The organism is Agriterribacter sp., assembly GCF_035445465.1.
Taxonomy (GTDB): Bacteria; Bacteroidota; Bacteroidia; order Chitinophagales; family Chitinophagaceae; genus Agriterribacter.
Map to the genome: position 1 here is coordinate 45,100 of NZ_DAOMQT010000010.1, position 19,724 is coordinate 64,823.

Here is a 19,724-nt window from a genome sequence, read left to right on the forward strand (position 1 = left end):
AGCCGGGAGTAACCTATACTATTTGGTTTCAAATGCATTGCCCGAGCCATCAGATTCCTGCTCATCAATATCTTCTTTTCTGAAACTATCAATTCGGTTTACCCTCCGTCTCAAATCGCACCATACGTACTTTTCCTGTGCAGGCAGGTACATTATGCAAGCTAATATTTTAATGAAACGGAGTGTGGCAGCGGCTTTTATTTTTCAGCATCTGTCGTTTTTACCCTCCGCGTACCAGGTTGCTATTTCTGCTCCTTAGTAATTTTCCGGTATCGTAGTAATGAAACTACAGTCGCTTATAAAAAAATTTTACACCACAATCATATAATACACTATTTTTTTACACATCTTATTCACGTTCCTTTGTGCAACAAATCCAGATCCTGTTTTAAGATTCCTAATCCCTGATCCAACACCTGAGAGAAAATTTATATCCAATATCTCTGACAAAACCTGAATTGCGGCAGAAGATGAACGAAAGTGAATTCCATTCCTCTGATACTAACCGGAAATTATTTTTCATTTTCTGCTGCTTTCATTTTGATTGTTATCACCCCAGGAAATTTCCTTCACCGCCGCATGAGACTTCAACTCCCTGATTATACCGGCAAATTCCGCTTCATCCATTTTATTAAAGACAATATGAACGCTGGTTTCATTTTTTGTGCTGTTCATTTTATTTTGTACCCCTGCAACATGGCTGTTAAAAAGTAAGCTACTCATTATTTCCGCCATGTTTACAGTATATATTGTGGCGAACTGAAGCTGCCTTTGATCAAGCATCACTTTTTCATGCCTTAATACGTTAGCAAAACCAAACGCCGATACCATCATAATAAGAGAAGCGCCTAAGCAAACCATCATATGCAAAAAAAGGTGAGGAAAAAATTCCACAATGAACCTGCCCGTTATCTATTAATTTTTAAAACCAGGGTACAAATATGATGTCGGATTACATAAGTATATTTTTTTTATCCGGCTTTTTGTATTATTATTCCATTCATTCTGCATACTTCCCCAGGATGATGTGCCTTGCTACTTTTTACGCGCACAGTATACACGCTTACATTTGTTAACGCAGCAAACTACAGAATTGGGCTATAGCGGAGGCATAATTATTGGCTGATAAGGGAAAACGAGGCAGATGGTTGGGGCTGACAAATAAACATATACCTTACAATGAAATTTCAAAATAAAGAAAAGCAAAGCAAAGATGTATTTTCCGAATTGTTTCCTCAAGCCATTTCGGCACTAAAAAAAACGATTATCACACCCCTGTTTTCGGACAATCTTTTTCATAAATACGCCAATGAAAAGCCTCCCCTGCGTTCCGAGCTTTTTTCCATGCAGCAAATGGAAAATCATGCCAGGAGCCTGGCAGGCAAGCATATTTTAACCAGGGCCGAGCCTTCCGAAAAGATGCTGAAACGGTTAGGAGAAAATGAAAGCCTCCTGATGGAAATATACAGCCTGTTAACGGAAACCGTGAAATCCAGTATCCGCATTGCACCTGCGGGCGAATGGCTTTTAGATAATTTTTATCTCATTGAAGAACAGGTAAACACCGGCAAAAAACACTTACCCAAAGGCTACAGCAAAGGTTTGCCCCAGCTTGCCAATGGCGCTTCAAAAGGTCTGCCACGTGTATATGATATTGTGGTAGAGCTGATATCACACAGTGACGGAAGAGTAGATACAGAGAGCTTATCTGGTTTTATAAATGCTTACCAGTCGGTAACACCGCTCCAGTTAGGAGAGTTGTGGGCTATCCCCATTATGCTCCGGCTCGCGCTGATCGAAAACCTCCGCCGCTTATCTACCGAAATAGCTTTAGACATCCTGCATAAAAATTTGGCCAATTACTGGGCAGACCAAATGCTGGAGACGCTTGATAAAGATCCTAAAAACCTGGTGGTTGTGATTGCCGATATGGCCAGGTCAAAACCACCGGCAGAAGGCGCATTTATTGCAGAGCTCACCAGGAAGCTGCAGGGCAGGGGCGCCTCGCTCAGCCTGCCACTGAGCTGGATCGAGCAATTCGTTTCAGACATGTCGTTAACCGGCGCCGAACTGGTACACATTGAAAACCAGAAACAGGCGGCAAGGCAGGTATCCGTAAGCAACAGCATCAGCAGCCTGCGATTTTTAAACAGCGCCGACTGGCGCACGTTCGTGGAAACGGAAAGCATCGTTGAAAAAATACTGAATGAAGACCCGGACGCAGTGTATGGAAAAATGGATTTCTATACAAGAGACCACTACAGGCACGTGGTTGAAAAAACAGCAAAGTACAGCGCCCTGTCTGAAGAAGCAGTTGCAAAAATAGCGATACGCCTTGCGCAGCTCTGTCCTGAAAAGGGCAGAAAAAAGCATGTAGGATATTACCTGGTAGACAGCGGGGTAAGGCAGGTTGAAAAAATAGCAAAGGTAGATATGCCTTTCACCCAAAAGTTGCGTAATCACCTGGCTGCAGTTCCCTTATTTTATTATCTCTCCGGCATTGCCCTGCTTTCGTTTTTGTTTTTCAGCATACTCACCCGCCATATTAATGAAAGCCTGCCAACCTGGCTATATGTAATCTTGCTGCTCGTTTGTGCTATTGCAGCCAGCCAGCCGGCTATAACACTTTTTAACTGGATCACAACACTGCTTACGCACCCCAACCCGTTACCAAGAATGGATTTCTCTTCGGGCATACCGCAGGAAAGCAGTACGCTTGTAGTTATACCAACGATGCTTACCAGTACCGATGCCGCCGATAACCTGGCAGAAGCGCTGGAAGTGCGGTATGTAGCCAACCGTGATGATCATCTGCACTTTGCACTGCTTACCGATTTTAAAGACGCGGAAACAGAAACCCTGCCGGAAGATGAGGCGTTGCTTGCATATACTAAAAACAAGATCACGGCGCTTAATGAGCAATATGGAAGAAACACCAACAACATTTTCATGCTGTTTCACCGGCCGCGTAAATGGAATGAAAAAGAAGGCGTATGGATGGGGTACGAACGCAAACGGGGCAAGCTCAAAGAATTGAATGCCCTGCTGCGGGGTACGGGAGATGAAAACTTTTCATTGGTAGTGGCCGATAAAAGCCTGTTTCCAGATATTAAATATGTTATCACACTTGATACAGATACCAAATTACCCAGGGAAGCCGCGTGGAAAATGATCGCATCACTGGCACACCCGCTCAACAAAGCGGTGTATAGCCCCGGGAAAAAAAGAGTAACGGAAGGGTATACGATCTTACAACCCCGCGTGTCCAACAGCCTCCCCGGCCCAAGAGCTTCCTGGTATGCCCGCATACACGGCAACGAGCCCGGCATTGATCCATATACCCGAATGATATCTGACGTATACCAGGATCTTTTTAAAGAAGGTTCTTTTATTGGAAAAGGGATTTACGAGGTAGATACTTTTACCCAATCGCTCAGGGGCCGGTTTCCAGAGAACCGTATTCTTAGTCACGACCTGGTAGAAGGCTGCTATGCCCGCTCAGGATTTTTGAGCGACGTGCAGTTGTATGAAGATTATCCGCCGAGCTACTATGCCGATATGCAAAGGCGTCACCGCTGGATACGCGGCGACTGGCAGATATTAAGATGGCTGTTCCCCCTGGTGCCTGCACCCGATAAAAACTACAGGAGAAATCCGCTGAGCGCTTTATCGTGCTGGAAAATATTCGACAATATCCGCAGGAGCCTGGTAGCCCCCGGCCTGGTAGCGCTGCTGCTATACGGATGGCTGTTCTCATCCGGCAGCTTCTGGACCCTTGCGGTAGCGGGTATCATTATTATTCCTTCTTTTATTAAAATAGTATGGGAAATATTCAATAAGCCAAAGGACATCGGCTTTTATCCGCACCTTTTATTCATGATGCAGTCTGCAAAAGATCATTTCCTCCGCCATTTGCCTGAGCTTATATTCCTACCCTATGAAGCCTTCGTTAATATGCATGCTATTGTGCTCACGGCCTGGCGCATATTTATTTCAAAAAGAAACCTGCTGCAATGGAATCCATATGGCAATTCCGTTCGTTCCGCTCCAAAAACACTTTTCGGCAACTATATAACCATGTGGATAGCGCCTGTTTTTGCAACAGGGGTATTAATGTATTTATTTTACATAGACTCGTTGGCCGCTATAATTGACCTGCCTTTATTAATAAGCTGGATGCTTTCCCCGGGCATTGCCTACCTGATCAGCATGCCCCGCAAGCCAAAGCGCGCCGCCCTCAGCGCCGATCAAACTGCTTTCCTTCACAAATTGTCGCGGAGAATATGGGCCTTCTTTGAAAAGTTCGTAACCGATGAAGACAACTGGCTTCCCCCGGATAATTATCAAAAACAACCGGGTCCAAAAATTGCGCACCGCACCTCCCCTACCAATATCGGCTTATCCCTACTGGCCAATCTTACCGCTTATGATTTTGGCTATGTATCAGCAGGGAGACTGATGGACCGAACCACACGCACATTCCGTACGGTGCAGGCATTGGAGAAATATAAAGGACACTTGTATAACTGGTACGACACCATAACACTATCCTGCCTGCAGCCAAGATATATCTCAACTGTTGACAGCGGAAATTTCATAGGCCATGTTATTACCTTAAAACAGGGTTTGCTGCAATTAAAAGAAAACAGGATCTTTTCTGACCGTATGTTAGGGGGGCTGTTGGATACCATTGCTGTAATACTCGAAAAGAATGAGAAGGTCATCCTGTTGCAGGAGCTGAAAAAAGATATAGAAGCCGCACAAATCAATCCTCCGCAATCTCTCGGGGATGTAATGGCTACAATGGAGCAGCTTAAAAACAAGTATCACATTATCGTTCGTCAATACGAAAACGCCGATAAGGAAACCGGTAAAAAAGCCCGCGAATGGGTGGCATTGCTGGGCGTACAGTTGAACGATATCACCGGCGACCTCATTACCCTTGCTCCCTGGTTATCATTGCAACCCCCGTCTCCGGCATTTCACGATATTATTAACGATATGGATTATATCCCTACGTTAACGCAATTGTGCAGCATACAAACAGCGCTGTTGCCTACAGTAAAATCCTTTTACCGGCCATCCAACACAGCAGCAGAAAATGACTGGCTCGACATGCTGGTGTCTCATATCATCCAGTCTTCCAAACGCGCCAAAGAAAGGATACAGGACCTGGAAGACCTTGCAGAGCAGTGTGACGAATTTTCGGATGTGGAATATGATTTCTTATACAGCAAAACACAACACCTGCTGGCCATTGGCTATAATGCCGAAGAGCACCGCCGCGATAACAGTTATTATGACCTGCTGGCCTCCGAAGCAAGACTTGGGAATTTTGTAGCCATAGCCCAGGGGAAACTACCGCAGGAAAGCTGGTTCGCACTGGGCAGGCAACTCACCAGCTTTGGTTCAGCACCCGCGCTGCTTTCCTGGAGTGGCTCTATGTTCGAATACCTTATGCCCGATCTGGTAATGCCTTCGTATGAAAATACGTTACTGGATCAAACCCAAAAAGCCGTAGTGCAAAAACAAATTGATTACGGCAATAAAAGAGATGTGCCCTGGGGTATTTCCGAATCAGGATATAATATGATAGATTCTGCTATGAACTACCAGTACAAAGCCTTTGGCGTACCCGGAACGGGCTTCAAGCGCGGACTGGGAGAAGATCTGGTGATATCGCCCTATTCGGCTGTTATGGCCCTTATGGTAATGCCTGAAGAAGCGTGCAACAATCTTCAGCTCATGGCAAAAAAGGGTTTTACCGGTACCTATGGTTTTTTTGAAGCGATAGATTACACGCCTTCCCGTTTGCCAAGAGGACAGGAGCATGTGATCATCCAGTCTTTTATGATACACCACCAGGGTATGTCATTGCTGGCGCTTTCGCATCTGCTGCTAAACCAGCCCATGCAAAAGCGCTTCATATCGGATGTACAGTTCCAGGCAACACTGCTTTTGCTGCAGGAACGCATACCGCGTGTTACAGCATTAAGCGCCCCCAACATCCACGTTGCCGACTCCGGCGTAACGAGTAAGGAAGATGATGCCTATATGCGCGTCATCAATACGCCTCAAACCGCCACTCCCGAAATACAACTGCTTTCCAACGGCAGGTACCACGTTATGGTATCGAATGCAGGCGGCGGCTACAGCAGGTGGAAAAATATTGCAGTAACCCGCTGGCGCGAAGACAGCACCTGCGATAACTGGGGGAATTTCTGCTTCATAAGAGACCTGGAGAATAATGAATTCTGGTCATCGGCTTACCAGCCCGCATTACAGAACGGCGATCATTATGAAGCCGTATTCTCGCAGGGACGGGCGGAGTTTCGCCGGCGCGATTTTTCCATTGAAGCGCACACCGAAATTGTGGTATCGCCCGAAGATGATGTGGAGCTCAGGAGATTACACCTTACCAACCGGTCGCGAAAAAAAAGGATAATTGAAGTAACCAGCTACGCCGAAGTGGTGCTGGCGCCTGTAGGTGCAGACGCCGCGCATCCGGCATTCAGCAACCTGTTTGTGCAAACCGCCCTGCTGCGGGAAAGCGATGCTATTGTATGTACACGCCGTGCCCGTTCGCAGGATGAGCACCCGCCTTCTATGTTTCATTTAATGAAAGTACACCATGCTGTTGTACAAAATATAGCTTATGAAACAGACAGAACAAAATTTACGGGAAGGGGTAACAGCATTCATCAGCCGCTATGCATGCAACAAAGCCATCCGCTTTCCTCTACCGAAGGTTCCGTGCTCGACCCGGTGGTTTCCATCCAGTACCGCATAGAAATTGCACCGCAGCAAACCGCGGTAATAGATATGATTACCGGCATTGCGGAAACAAAAGAAGGCTGCCATGACATGATCGGGAAATACCAGGATAAATTCCTCGTAGACCGCGGATTTGAATTATCATGGACGCACAGCCAGATCGTATTGCGGCAGATCAATGCCACGGAAGCAGACGCGCAATTATATGCAAAGCTGGCCAGCGCCATCATTTATACCGATCCTGCATTGCGGGGCGCTCCCGACCTTATATCCCGCAATAACCGCGGGCAGTCGAGCCTGTGGAGCCATTCCATTTCCGGCGATCTGCCTATTGTTTTGGTGAAGATCGAGGACGTAAACAATATTGAGCTGGTAAAACACATGATCCAGGCGCACGCTTACTGGCGGTTAAAAGGAATGATCGTTGACCTGGTAATATGGAATGAAGACCATGGCAGCTACAGGCATACCCTGCAAAACCAGATCATGTCGCTTGTGGTACCGCTTGTGGGAGCGCAAATTAATGAAGACCCCGGTGGCGTTTTTATACGCTCCGCGGATCAGCTCTCCAACGAAGACCGCATCCTGTTTCAAACGGTAGCACGTGTGGTGCTGTCGGACAGGTTTGGCTCCTTAGAAGAACAATTAAACAGGCATGTGAAAATAAAGAATGTCATTCCTTATTTCACCCCGGCTAAGTTTTACCCCTCTACTCCCACGGCAGTTACCCTGCCCGAAAACCTGCAGTTCTTTAACGGTACTGGTGGTTTTTCGGCAAACGGGAAAGAGTATATTATTATAACGGAGCCGGGTAAGGTAACGCCTGCGCCATGGTGTAATGTAGTTGCCAATGCCGGTTTTGGGAGTATTATATCCGAAAGCGGCCAGGCCTATACCTGGTTAGAAAATGCACACGAGTTCCGGATCACCCCATGGAATAATAACCCGGTAAGCGACCTGGAAGGAGAATGTTATTACCTGCGTGATGAAGAAAGCGGGAAATTCTGGTCGCCTGCACCCCTGCCCGTGAGGAGTAAAACACCCTACATTACCAGGCATGGCTTTGGCTATAGCGTTTTCGAACACAGCGAAGATGGCATCTATTCCGAAATGACTGTGTTTGTTGACCTTGACCATGCGGTGAAGTTTACCGTGCTTAAGATACAGAACCGGTCGGGCAGGCAGCGTAAGCTGTCGGTTACGGGATATGTAGAATGGGTATTGGGGGAATTTCGTCCAAAAACACAGATGCATATCGTTACTACTGCCGACGGAGATACCGGAACCCTCTTTGCACGCAATGACTATAACACCGAATTTGTCAACCGGGTAGCTTTTTTTGATACCGACCGTATGCTGGAATCGTATACCTGCGACCGGAAAGAATTTATCGGCCGCAACGGATCTTCCCGCAATCCGGCAGCAATGAACAAAGTGAAGCTTTCAGGAAAATCAGGACCGGCCTTAGATCCCTGCGCGGCTATCCAAATTACCGTTGACCTGGCCAATGAAGAGTCGCATGAAATTATCTTTAAGCTCGGCGCTGCAAAGTCGCATGCCGCTGCATTGCATATTACAGAACAATTTAAAACGCATGCCAATGTTCACCAGGCTTTAGATAAAGTACAGCATTTCTGGCAGCACACCCTCGGAACCGTAGAGGTGCATACCCCCGATACAGCCTTAAACATCCTTGCCAACGGATGGCTTAACTACCAAACCCTGGCCTCAAGAATATGGGGCAGAAGCGGCTACTACCAATCGGGCGGAGCTTTTGGCTTCAGGGATCAGTTGCAGGATGTTTTATCGCTCCTTTATACAAAGCCCGGTATTGCAAGAGCACAGATCTTACTGAACGCCTCCAGGCAGTTTAAAGAAGGAGATGTGCAGCACTGGTGGCATCCACCTTCCGGACGGGGTGTGCGCACTACCTGCTCGGATGATTTTTTATGGCTGCCCTATGTAACCGCAAAATACGCAACGCATACCGGCGATACGGAAATATTAGAGGAAGTGGTAGGTTTTATAGAAGGCCGGCCGCTGAATGAAGGTGAAGAATCTTATTACGACCTTCCCTCACGTTCGGGCCAAACTGCCAGCCTGTATATACATTGCACTAAAGCGATAGAAAGAGCGCTTCGTTTTGGAGAGCACGGGCTGCCGTTAATTGGGTCGGGCGACTGGAATGACGGCATGGATAAAGTAGGTGAAAAAGGAAAGGGAGAAAGCGTTTGGCTTGCTTTTTTCCTGTACGATATCCTGAACCGGTTTGATGCGATTGCAGCAAAACGGGGTGATACAGCTTTTGCGGAAAGATGCCGGGAACAGGCTGCAATGCTGCGTAAAAACACAGAAGCGCATGCATGGGACGGACAGTGGTACCGCCGCGCTTATTTTGATGACGGCACGCCCCTGGGCTCATCGCAAAACGAAGAAGCCAGCATTGATTCTATTGCGCAAAGCTGGAGCGTATTGTCGCAGGCGGGCGATGCCAAAAGAACAGTAACCGCTATGCAATCGGCAAGTAAACACCTGGTGCGGAAAGATGCCGGGCTGATACAGTTGCTTAACCCACCTTTTGACTCCTCATCACTTAACCCCGGGTATATTAAAGGATACGTTCCTGGAGTGCGCGAAAACGGCGGGCAATATACCCATGCAGCTATATGGTTTGTAATGGCGCTGATGGCGTTGAAAGAAAAAGAGCAGGGATGGGAGTTGCTGCAAATGATCAACCCGGTTAACCGTGGCAGCAGCGCGGAAACAATAGCAACATACAAAGTGGAACCCTATGTAATTGCCGCCGATGTTTACTTTGAACCGGCGCACCTCGGGCAGGGCGGATGGACCTGGTATACCGGTTCGGCCGCATGGATGTATCAACTGATACTGGAATCCTTTTTAGGCATAAAGCAAAAAGGCGAGGAACTTTATTTTGATCCCCGCACCCCACCTTCATGGACTTCATTTAACGTTCGGTATAAATATATGGATACCTTATATAATATATCTATTAAGACAACCGGCACAGGTGAAACCCAGATAATAATGAATGGCAGGATTACCGGAAACAATTTCCTTCCTTTGCTGAATGATGGCGGAGAGCATACCGTGGAGGTTGTGACAGGAAGCTTATAGGGGTGTGGGGTACTGGATACAAGTTGCAGGGTAGAAGGTACAGGGCGTGCAGGTTGCAAGACCCATGCTACTACGAAATCCCCCTGTGACCTGTTAAACCTGAAATCTGAAACCTGAGACCTAAACATAATACCGCATCTCAAAAAAAATGCTTACATTAACCATTCTACAGAACAGATAATTTTTAAATCATGAATAATAAAATTGCCTCTCTTACAAAACTTCAGCAGGAAGGAAAAAATATCCATCGCCTTCCTTTTTCTATCAGGATCTTACTGGAAAACATCCTCCGCAACCACGATGGCTTTGCCATTACCGATGAGCACCTGCATACCCTAACCGAATGGAATGCCGCCGGATCAGATAAGGATATTCCGTTTAAACCGGCCCGTGTGCTGATGCAGGATTTTACCGGCGTACCCGCTGTGGTAGACATCGCTTCCCTGCGTGCCGAACTGATCCGGAAAGGCGGTGATGGTTCCCGCATTAACCCCGCCATTCCTGTAGACCTCGTAATTGACCACTCTGTGCAGGTAGATTTCTTTGGCACCGACTATTCCTATAAAAGTAATGTGGCCTTAGAATATGAGCGCAATGCCGAACGCTATAAGCTTTTAAAATGGGCGCAAAAAGGGTTGGATAATTTTACCGTTGTACCACCGGGCATGGGCATTTGCCACCAGGTAAACTTAGAATATTTAGCCAAAGGTGTTATAGAAAGAGACGGCTGGGCTTTTCCGGATACCCTGGTAGGAACCGATTCACATACACCCATGGTAAACGGCATTGGCGTGCTGGCCTGGGGTGTGGGCGGCATTGAAGCCGAAGCGGCCATGCTGGGACAGCCGATTTATTTTTCCTGTCCGCAGGTGGTGGGTTTAAAATTAACCGGTAAGATCCCACAGGGATGTACAGCCACTGATATGGTGCTTACCATAACCAAGCTGCTCCGAGATTATGGCGTGGTAGGAAAGTTCGTTGAAGTATTTGGAGACGGGCTTGATCATTTAACGGTTACGGACAGGGCAACTATCTCCAATATGTCGCCCGAATTTGGCTGCACGGTTACCTATTTCCCTATAGATGATCAAACGCTGGATTACATGAGGCGTACGGCGCGCAGCCAGCAACAAATTGATCTCGTAAAAAAATATTGCCAGGATAATATGCTCTGGCGCACAGGAAAAGAAGCTATTGAATATTCGCACGTATTAGAATTAGACCTGGGTAGCTTGCGCCCCACGGTTGCCGGGCCCAAACGTCCGCAGGATAAAATATTATTAGAAGAATTAGACGATAAATTCACAGAAGTGCTTAAAACAGAATTTTTAAGAGATTATGTTCCGTTTCACAGCCGTCAGGAACATGCCTGGCTGGCGGAAGGTGGTTCGGGTACTGAATTTTCGTATTCACCACGTCATGAGCATACCGATGTTACGGTAGAAAAAGAAAATGACCTGAGATCGGTAAGAATAAAAATAAAGAATAAGGAATATGTGCTGAGCGATGGAAGCATTGTTATTGCTGCTATTACCAGTTGCACCAACACGTCTAACCCTGCCGTAATGGTGGGCGCTGGTTTGGTGGCGCGAAAAGCCATTGAAAGGGGGTTGCGCTCAAAGTCGTGGGTGAAAACAAGCCTGGCGCCCGGTTCTAAAGTGGTAACCAGTTACCTGCAACGGTCGGGGTTAGCCGAAGACCTGGAAGCATTGAGATTCCATACCGTTGGATATGGCTGCACTTCCTGCATCGGCAACAGCGGCCCGCTACCGCCGCATATAGCCGAAGCTATTGACAAAAGCGAAATGGTGGTGGCATCTGTACTATCGGGCAACCGTAATTTTGAAGCGCGGGTACATTCACAGGTAAAAATGAATTTCTTAATGTCGCCCATGCTGGTAGTGGCTTTTTCCCTGGTAGGCCGCGTGGACGTTGATTTATTGCACGACCCGTTAGATTATGATCCCAACGGCGAACCGGTATACCTGAAAGATATCTGGCCTACCCAGGAGGAGATCAATGAAACGATCAAATCCTGCATGCGGGTAGAAGATTTTGAGCAGGTGTACAGTGTGATTTTTGAAGGGGAAGAAGACTGGAAGAATCTGGTAGCGCCGGAAGGCACAAAATATGTTTGGGATGATCATTCCACCTATATTCAGGAAGCGCCTTTCTTTCAAAACCTAAGCACTGTTCCCGAAAACCTAACCGATATTAAAGACGCGCGTGTACTGTTATTTTTGGGGGATTCGGTTACTACGGATCATATTTCCCCCGCAGGTGCTTTTGGCGAGCAAACCGCAGCAGGACAATATCTTCTCAGCAAAGGTGTAGCACGAAAAGATTTCAACTCCTATGGCTCACGCCGCGGCAACCATGAAGTGATGATGCGTGGTACATTTGCCAATGTGCGTATTAAAAATAAGATCACCGATAAGGTGGGCGGGTTTTCAACTTACCTTCCCACCAACGAAACGCTCACCGTTTTTGATACGGCTATGAAATACGCGGCTGATCAAACGCCGCTGATCGTGCTGGCCGGTAAAGAATATGGAAGCGGTTCATCGAGAGACTGGGCAGCAAAAGGTCCAAGCCTGCTGGGAGTTAAGGTAGTGATAGCCGAAAGCTTTGAACGCATCCACAGGAGCAACCTGGTAGGGATGGGGATTTTGCCTTTGGAATTTCCCGAAGGAGAAACCGCGGAAACACTGGGCTTAACAGGAAAGGAAATATTTGATATAACAGGAATATCGGAGAACCTGTATCCCTTTAAAAAAATAAAGGTTACTGCCAAAAAAGATTCCGGTGAAGTAATAACATTTGAAGGAAAAGCCAGATTAGATTCTGCCATTGATGTGGCGTATTTTAAAAATGGGGGTATCCTGCAATATGTGCTGAGAGGGTTTTTGAAATAATTCGAAAAAGCACCAAAAGCCAAAAAGCAAGAACCAAATAAATCTGAAGGCTTAAATCCGAAGCTAATAGCTGATAGCTGTTCGCAGTAAAGGGCTTCACGCTTACATGGTCTTCACTTAAGAAATTCTTTGTTGAGCAATTCTTTTACTTGCGGATGTCGCTTTACATAGGCGCCTACAAACGGACAATAAACCATTACCAGTTTTTTGTTATCAAGGGCATATTGAAAAGCATGTGCGGCTAATGCAGAAGCAAGGCCTTTGCCACGTAGGTGACCGGGCACTACGGTATGCATCAAAGCAATATTAATGCGTTTATAAAACCGGTATTCGAGGTAAGCAGTGTTATCGCCTTCGCCGGTTTCGAACCGCATCAGGTCTTTGTTATCCCTGATATTTATTTTTGTGACCATTTTACAATTGAAGCGTTTCAATTAACTCTTTCGCAGCAATGCGCCCTGCCCGGTTGGCGCCAATGGTAGAAGCAGACGGACCGTAGCCGACTAAATGGATACGTGGATCCTTAGCTACCCGGGTGGCTAATTTCCCATCCATCTCAATTCCTTTTTTATCGTTCTTTAAATGTAAAGAAGCAAAATGATCCAAAGAATGGCGAAAACCGGTATTCCAAAAAATAACATCCGCATCGACGGTGGTGCCATCTTTCCACCGAACACCGGTTTCTGTAATTTCCTCAAACATAGGCTTCCTGTTCAGAACCCCACTATTCAGCATTCCTTCAATAGCGGGCGTTATGGGCAATCCCGTTACGGACACTACTGATTTTGGCGGTAAGCCCTCCCGTACTCTTTTTTCTACCATGGCTACCGCCTCCCGTCCTTTTTCCCGGGTAAATTCATATTTTCTAAAATCCGGGGAGCGGCGGGCTACCCACGTAGTTTGGGTTACTTTAGAAACCTCACCTAATAACTGAACAGCCGAAATTCCTCCACCCACAATAATGACGTGTTTTCCAATAAATTCCTCAGCATTTTTGTATTCGCCTGTATGCAATTGCCTGCCCCGGAATTTTTGCCATCCCGGGTATTTGGGGCAATTCGGTGTTTTCCAGGTACCGGTAGCATTGATAAGCCCGAGGGCGTTAAATTGAATTCCATTTGTTCTTATGATAAACCTTCCATTTCGCTCAATAACTTCATGCACCCGAATGGGACGGATAACAGGAAGTTCAAAAGTTTTCTCATATTGTTCGAAATATTTCGGAATAGCAATATTGGCCTGTAATTCTGTATCCTTTGTATTTATGGCATCCGCAAATTTCATTCCGGGCAGGTCGTTGATACCATTTACATTGCTAAGCCTTAAAGAATCCCAGCGATGTTGCCAGGCTCCACCGGGGCCGAACTCATCATCCAAAACCACAAAACCCTTGCCTGGCTCCAATCCAGCTTTTTTCAGGTGGTAAGCAGCAGACAAACCGGCCTGTCCCGCACCAATCACCACAATATTTACTTTATAAAAAATATCAGGGCGGGTTTGTGAGATTGAAGGCTCACTGTTTTTACTCAATTTTTTTTTATCCTCCATTAACAGATCATTCGGGCAATTTAAAGTCACATCAACGTCTACCAAAACAGCTACAGTCCTCATAAAAAATTATCTTTCCCGCAAGGCGGGGACCTCAAATTACCTTACCCATCCCATACCATCCGGCCCATTGCCGGTTTTAATATCGTCGGTGAACATTAGTGTATCCATATCAAAAACACTCACTATACCGGATCCGCTGCGTGCAACATAAGCTTTTTTACCACCCGGAAGAATGAGTATACCCACCGGTGAAGCCTCCGCTTTAATGCGTTTGATCACGTTGCGCGCGGCGGCGTCTATGATGATCAGCTCTCCGGCGCCATTATCGGACACCAGCACCCTTTTGCCATTGGGCGTAAACTTAACGCGGATAGGCACTTTCCCTACCGCGAAGCTTTGCTTTATGGTATTAGACGCCACATCTATGATATCAATGGTTCCGTCGCCGGTATTACCCACCCATACTTCTTTACCATCTGGTGAAACATCAATCCCTTCGGGCCTGCTGCCCGTTGCAATCTGCATCATTTTACCCGGCGATGAAGGAGTGCCAATATCAATGGAAGTAACGGTATGGGATACCCTGTTTGCCGTATACAAGCGCTTACCATCCGGCGTTAGTACCAGCATGTGCCCGCCATCCTGCCCCGTGCCCGTGAGCCAATCCACTTTATCAGCAGCAAAATCATAGCGGCCTACCGTTCGGGTAAGCTCTGAAATAAAATATATTTTATCACCCTTTGCTTCAATACCATGAGGGCGCAGCAAAGGGCCCAGCTCCACCCTCCGGATCTCTTTACGTGCCGCAATGTCAATAACCGAAAGGCTGTGCCCATGCGTTTGTGCACCATAATTGGCCACAAAGGCCAGTTTGCCATCGGCAGATACCGTCATTTCATGGGGACCTTCGCCGGTGGGTACGGTAGCTATTACTTTTAAGGTTGCCGCATCGGCAATTACCATCGTATTATCGTTCTTATTTAATACCAATAAGGAACCTGTTACCGCCTGCTGTCCTTTGGTATTACAGCAGCATATTAAACAGGTTAATACAGCAAGCGTGATTTTGATATGCATAGCAAAAGTATTGAAGGAGTAAGCAGGATTATTCTAAGATACAAATTTTAGAGGGAAGCGATCTTGATCATTTGCAAAAGGGTGCATTTAAAATTGTCGCCGGTTGGTGGGGACACCAACCGGGGCGGCCTGCCCTGGGCGGTGTCTCCACCGCCCACACGAAGCAAAGCGGTGGGACAATTTTAAATGCACCCTTTGCAAAAAGCAAAACCAACAACCCACTGCCTTTCACCCTAACGAAGCTTGCCTACCGGCAGGCTGGGAAGAGTTTAAGAAAAGAACCCGGAGATTTACTTATTGCCGCGTGATATTTTGAAGAGTCGAAGTAATCCCCCAATGGGAGGGGCGGATTATATTATTGATGGTTTATCGTTGCTTCGAATTTAGAATTTCCGACTTCGGATTTTATCCTGTTACTCCACTTCGCTTCAGGCGGCTTATTTCGGCGCGCATAGTTGTTCTAACTAAATTAATGCTATGGTAATGCAAAAGCCACATACGCATCGCCGGAAGCGGTACCCAGCTTTCCACCACCGCATGCAATAACTATAAACTGTTTGCCATTCACTTCGTACATGGCAGGCGTGGCAAAACCGGCAGCGGGCAAACTGGCTTCCCACAATAGCCGGCCGTTGCTTTTATTAAAAGCCCTGAACTTAGCATCTTTCGTAGCGGCTATGAACAAAAGCCCGGTTTTGGTAACAACAGGACCGCCATAGTTTTCCGTTCCGGTTTCTTTTACGCCCTGTTCCTTAAATACAGGATCTTCGCCGAGCACTGTTTTCCATACATGCTCACCTGTATTCAGGTCAATAGCGGTAAGCGTTCCCCACGGCGGCGCCAAGGCGGGCTTACCGGTTTTAGTTAAAAATTTATCATACCCTGTAAACCGGTAAGGCAACTGCCGGAAGAGATCAGCCGCTGTTTGCTGTATTTCAAATTTGCGTTGATATTCATTTTTCAGATTCAGTACTACCGACACAATGGCTTCTTTTTCTTCCTGTTTCAGATGGCCGAAAGCGGGCATCATCCGTCTTCCGTTATTCATAAATTCAATCAGCGAGGCCTTATCATATTTTTGGTATGCGTTGGTAATACCAGGATAATTACCACCGCCCTTCCGGTCTTTTCCATGACAGGCAGTACAATGTTGCTGGTACAGTCGCTGCCCGGCCTGCAAATAATTTTCGTTGCGGCTTTCTTTCTTTTTAACTTCTTCCATTTTCAATATCCAGGCCATTTCACTGGCATTTACATACAGTATGCCCGTTTCTGGGTCAACCGCCGGGCCGCCCCACTCACCACCACCGTCAAATCCCGGTAATACCACAGTACCCTGCAGGGAACCGGGCATAAACATTTTACCCGTTCGGTAAGACAGTAGGCGGGTTTGCACTTCTTCATATTCCGCTTCTGATAAATAGGGATTAATATCTTTTTCTAAAAAAGACTGCCGCACAAAGGGCGCCGGCTTTTGCGGAATGGGCTGGGTAGGCCACAAACGTTCCCCTGCCAGTTCCGTAGCCGTATCTACCGGTGTTTCCACTACTGGAAATAAAGGTTCGCCTGTATCGCGGTTGAATACAAATACAAAGCCTGTTTTGGTAGTTTGTGCCACGGCATCAATTTTTTTTTCGTTATGCGTTACCGTTAGCAACACCGGCGCTGAAGATGGATCATAATCCCAGGTATCATGATGAATATATTGAAAATGCCAGCGCAACTTTCCGGTTAATGCATCCAGGGCCAGTAAACAATCGGCATACAGGTTAGCACCCAGTCTTTTGCCCCCATAAAAATCCATAGCAGCCGACCCTGTAGGTGCATAGGCAATACCGCGTTCCTGGTCAATGGTCATGCCCATCCAGTTATTAGCGCCCCCGGTCATCTTCCAGGCATCTTTATCTTCCCATGTTTCATGGCCCGGCTCGCCCGGCTGTGGTATAGTATGAAAGATCCATTTCATTTGTCCTGTACGCACATCAAAAGCACGGATATGACCCGGCGCCGCATCCATACCTTCGGAAACCCGCGTACCTGTTAACAAAAGATCTTTATAAATGGTGGGAGCAGACGTTGCGGTAACAAAGAGACCGGCCGCCCGATCGCCCAATCCCTCATGCAAATCCACTTTGCCTTCATTACCAAATGCTGTGATTAGTTTACCCGTGCCGGCATCCACAGCGCAAATAAATTCGCCGACCGTATAAAATAGCCGCTTATCATCTTTGTCATCGCTCCAATATGCAACACCGCGGTTGTTGTTGAGATTGAAATTCGCTTTCTTATCTGAGCCCGCTGTATCGTAAGGAAGAAACGCCCATTTGAGTACGCCGGTTGCAGCATCAAGCGCTAACAATTTAAGTTGTGGCGATACGGCATACATTATACCGTCAACAATAATTGGATTGCATTGAATTTGCGAATGCGCAGCGGTATCCGCGTCCCCTGTGCGGTAAGTCCATGCCACCTGCAGCTGCTGCACATTGGTTGTATCTATTGCTGTAAGGGAAGAATATTTATTTCCGGTGTAATTGCCATTTACCATCGTCCAGCCGGCATATTGATCCGGAGCGTCATTGTTACAACCCGCAGAAGCCAATAAAAACAGACTTATGCTCATAGTATACCTAAAATTGTGCATGCTTGTTTCCATTTAAAACAGTCATTGTTTTTTCTTTAAGTAAAGTACCGCCGGTCCGGTATAAGGCGCTTCAAAATTAGTAAAATAACCACCCGCTACCGGAACCACTCCTTTTACCAGACGGTTCTGTGCAGGAATGAACCATTCTATGTCTACCTCTCCTTTCACGTGCCACAGGTTAATAGTTGCCTTGCCTCCCTGTGGAAAAAAAACCAGGTACTCTTCTCCCGGATTGGCAAGACAATATGTTGTTGTTGATAAATCACTGCGCGGAATCATTTTGGGCAGGTTCATTCTTTCTGCATAATTACGAATATACCCCATGCTTTCTCTCAGCGGTTGATTATCCGGGTAATCCTTATCGTCTTTGGTAATTCCTCCGGCTATAACAATGTAGCTTTCTTCCTTCGGATCGTAAGTTCCTTTCATCGGTCGCCAGGGATCCATAAAAATTACTTGTAATCCCCGGCAAAAACTTTTCCATGCCCAAATATAATTACCTCCATGCCCCCACAAATGATCGGAATCAACAATACACACTTTATCATAATTATTTGCCGGCGGGTTATCACCATAATCCTCTACAAAAGTTGAACCGGGCAGAGACCATCCAGCGGGTTCCCAGGTAGGTGATATATAATCGGCGGGGCTTTCCCATAATTCCTGGTTAAGCATAGGAGGGCTAACCCTGCTGCCTAAACCGATCATATGTTGCTTCGGCATTGTTTTCTCATACGCCCGGATGTAATTAACCATATGATACAACCATTCTGTTGTTCCACCTTCATTAATAATTTCATACAAAACATTATCCAGGTCGTTAACCGTTTCAATTACTTTCCGAACATATGCTTCTTGTCTTGCGAGTGCCTTTTTATTTCCAAGACTATGTAAGGTAGGTTTGCCTTCTTCATCCCTGGTAGTGTTCAATACATCAATACCATTAATGTTGTTGGCTTTATGAAAAGGGTGAGATAGAAAGGGATCTGTATATTTTCTGCCTAATTTATTTTGGCTCCACCCCTGAAACATCATTATTGAAACATATATTCCTCTGTTCCCTGCATCTATCACACGGTTTCTCATTCTCTCAAAATAAGCGTCATCCCATTGATCAAGATCAAACCTGGGTTTTCCGTCATTAGCCGGGCCTTTGCCTGTTCTTTTATATGGCATTGGGCTTATACGCGTCATTACCGGCGACCAGGCTACTTTTTCCGGATGTTCCCAAACCCAAAAACGCATAAAATTATGATTATGTTCCTGCATCATATCCAGATAACCATTCCAGTCAAACAACGGACGCCCGTCATCGGCCTCCATATCCTGGAAATTTTCCCAGGTATGGGAGCCCGTTAGGAGAATAGCCTTACCGGTTTGATTCGTAAAGTACCTGGGATTGGCCGGAAACACCTTTAAAGGTCCATTGAACTTTTTATTTAACTCGACGAACTGTTGCGAATTAACTTCCAGAAAAGAAAAGCAATGAAACAGAACAGCAACAATTACTATGTTTTTTTTCATATACATATGTTTATAAACTGGCGGTATGCCATATAAATCCAATACCATTACTGATGGCTGATAATAGCTGCATACTGTGGTAAAAATAATCAACAGCGCCG

The 19,724-nt window shown here is 46.3% G+C and carries 8 protein-coding genes; 2 read left to right on the forward strand and 6 right to left on the reverse strand.

All coding sequences use genetic code 11. From position 1 onward, the window contains the following. Positions 1 to 519: 519 nt before the first annotated feature. A complete protein-coding gene (locus PLE34_RS07585; RefSeq protein WP_324555531.1) occupies positions 520 to 864 on the reverse strand; it encodes a hypothetical protein in 345 nt (114 codons plus the stop codon). 315 nt (positions 865 to 1,179) lie between these two features. Here PLE34_RS07585 and PLE34_RS07590 point away from each other — a divergent pair, with 315 nt between their 5' ends. Further along, positions 1,180 to 9,912 carry a GH36-type glycosyl hydrolase domain-containing protein gene (locus PLE34_RS07590; protein WP_324555532.1) on the forward strand — a complete coding sequence of 2,911 codons (8,733 nt, stop codon included), beginning with the start codon at positions 1,180 to 1,182 and terminating at the stop codon, positions 9,910 to 9,912. A gap of 191 nt (positions 9,913 to 10,103) precedes the next feature. Then, on the forward strand, positions 10,104 to 12,827 hold the full coding sequence (acnA, locus tag PLE34_RS07595) for an aconitate hydratase AcnA (RefSeq protein WP_324555534.1): 2,724 nt from the start codon (positions 10,104 to 10,106) through the stop codon (positions 12,825 to 12,827). A 113-nt stretch (positions 12,828 to 12,940) separates the two neighbouring features. Here the strand turns inward: acnA and PLE34_RS07600 are convergent, their stop codons facing one another. The 5 genes from PLE34_RS07600 to PLE34_RS07620 form a co-directional block, all read right to left on the reverse strand. Further along, positions 12,941 to 13,240, reverse strand: coding sequence for a GNAT family N-acetyltransferase (locus PLE34_RS07600; protein ID WP_324555536.1), 300 nt, complete (start codon positions 13,238 to 13,240; stop codon positions 12,941 to 12,943). Between the two features lies 1 nt (position 13,241). Beyond that, the gene (locus PLE34_RS07605) at positions 13,242 to 14,438 is read right to left on the reverse strand and encodes an NAD(P)-binding domain-containing protein (RefSeq protein ID WP_324555538.1); all 1,197 of its coding nucleotides are present in this window, start codon (positions 14,436 to 14,438) and stop codon (positions 13,242 to 13,244) included. Positions 14,439 to 14,474: 36 nt separating this feature from the next. Further along, positions 14,475 to 15,455: a YVTN family beta-propeller repeat protein gene (locus PLE34_RS07610; protein WP_324555540.1), complete on the reverse strand. Its 981-nt coding sequence runs from the start codon at positions 15,453 to 15,455 to the stop codon at positions 14,475 to 14,477. Between the two features lie 475 nt (positions 15,456 to 15,930). Further along, positions 15,931 to 18,078, reverse strand: a complete 2,148-nt coding sequence (locus PLE34_RS07615) for a pyrroloquinoline quinone-dependent dehydrogenase (protein ID WP_324555542.1) — start codon at positions 18,076 to 18,078, stop codon at positions 15,931 to 15,933. Positions 18,079 to 18,120: 42 nt separating this feature from the next. After that, on the reverse strand, positions 18,121 to 19,623 hold the full coding sequence (locus PLE34_RS07620; protein WP_324555545.1) for a DUF6298 domain-containing protein: 1,503 nt from the start codon (positions 19,621 to 19,623) through the stop codon (positions 18,121 to 18,123). Positions 19,624 to 19,724: the final 101 nt, after the last annotated feature.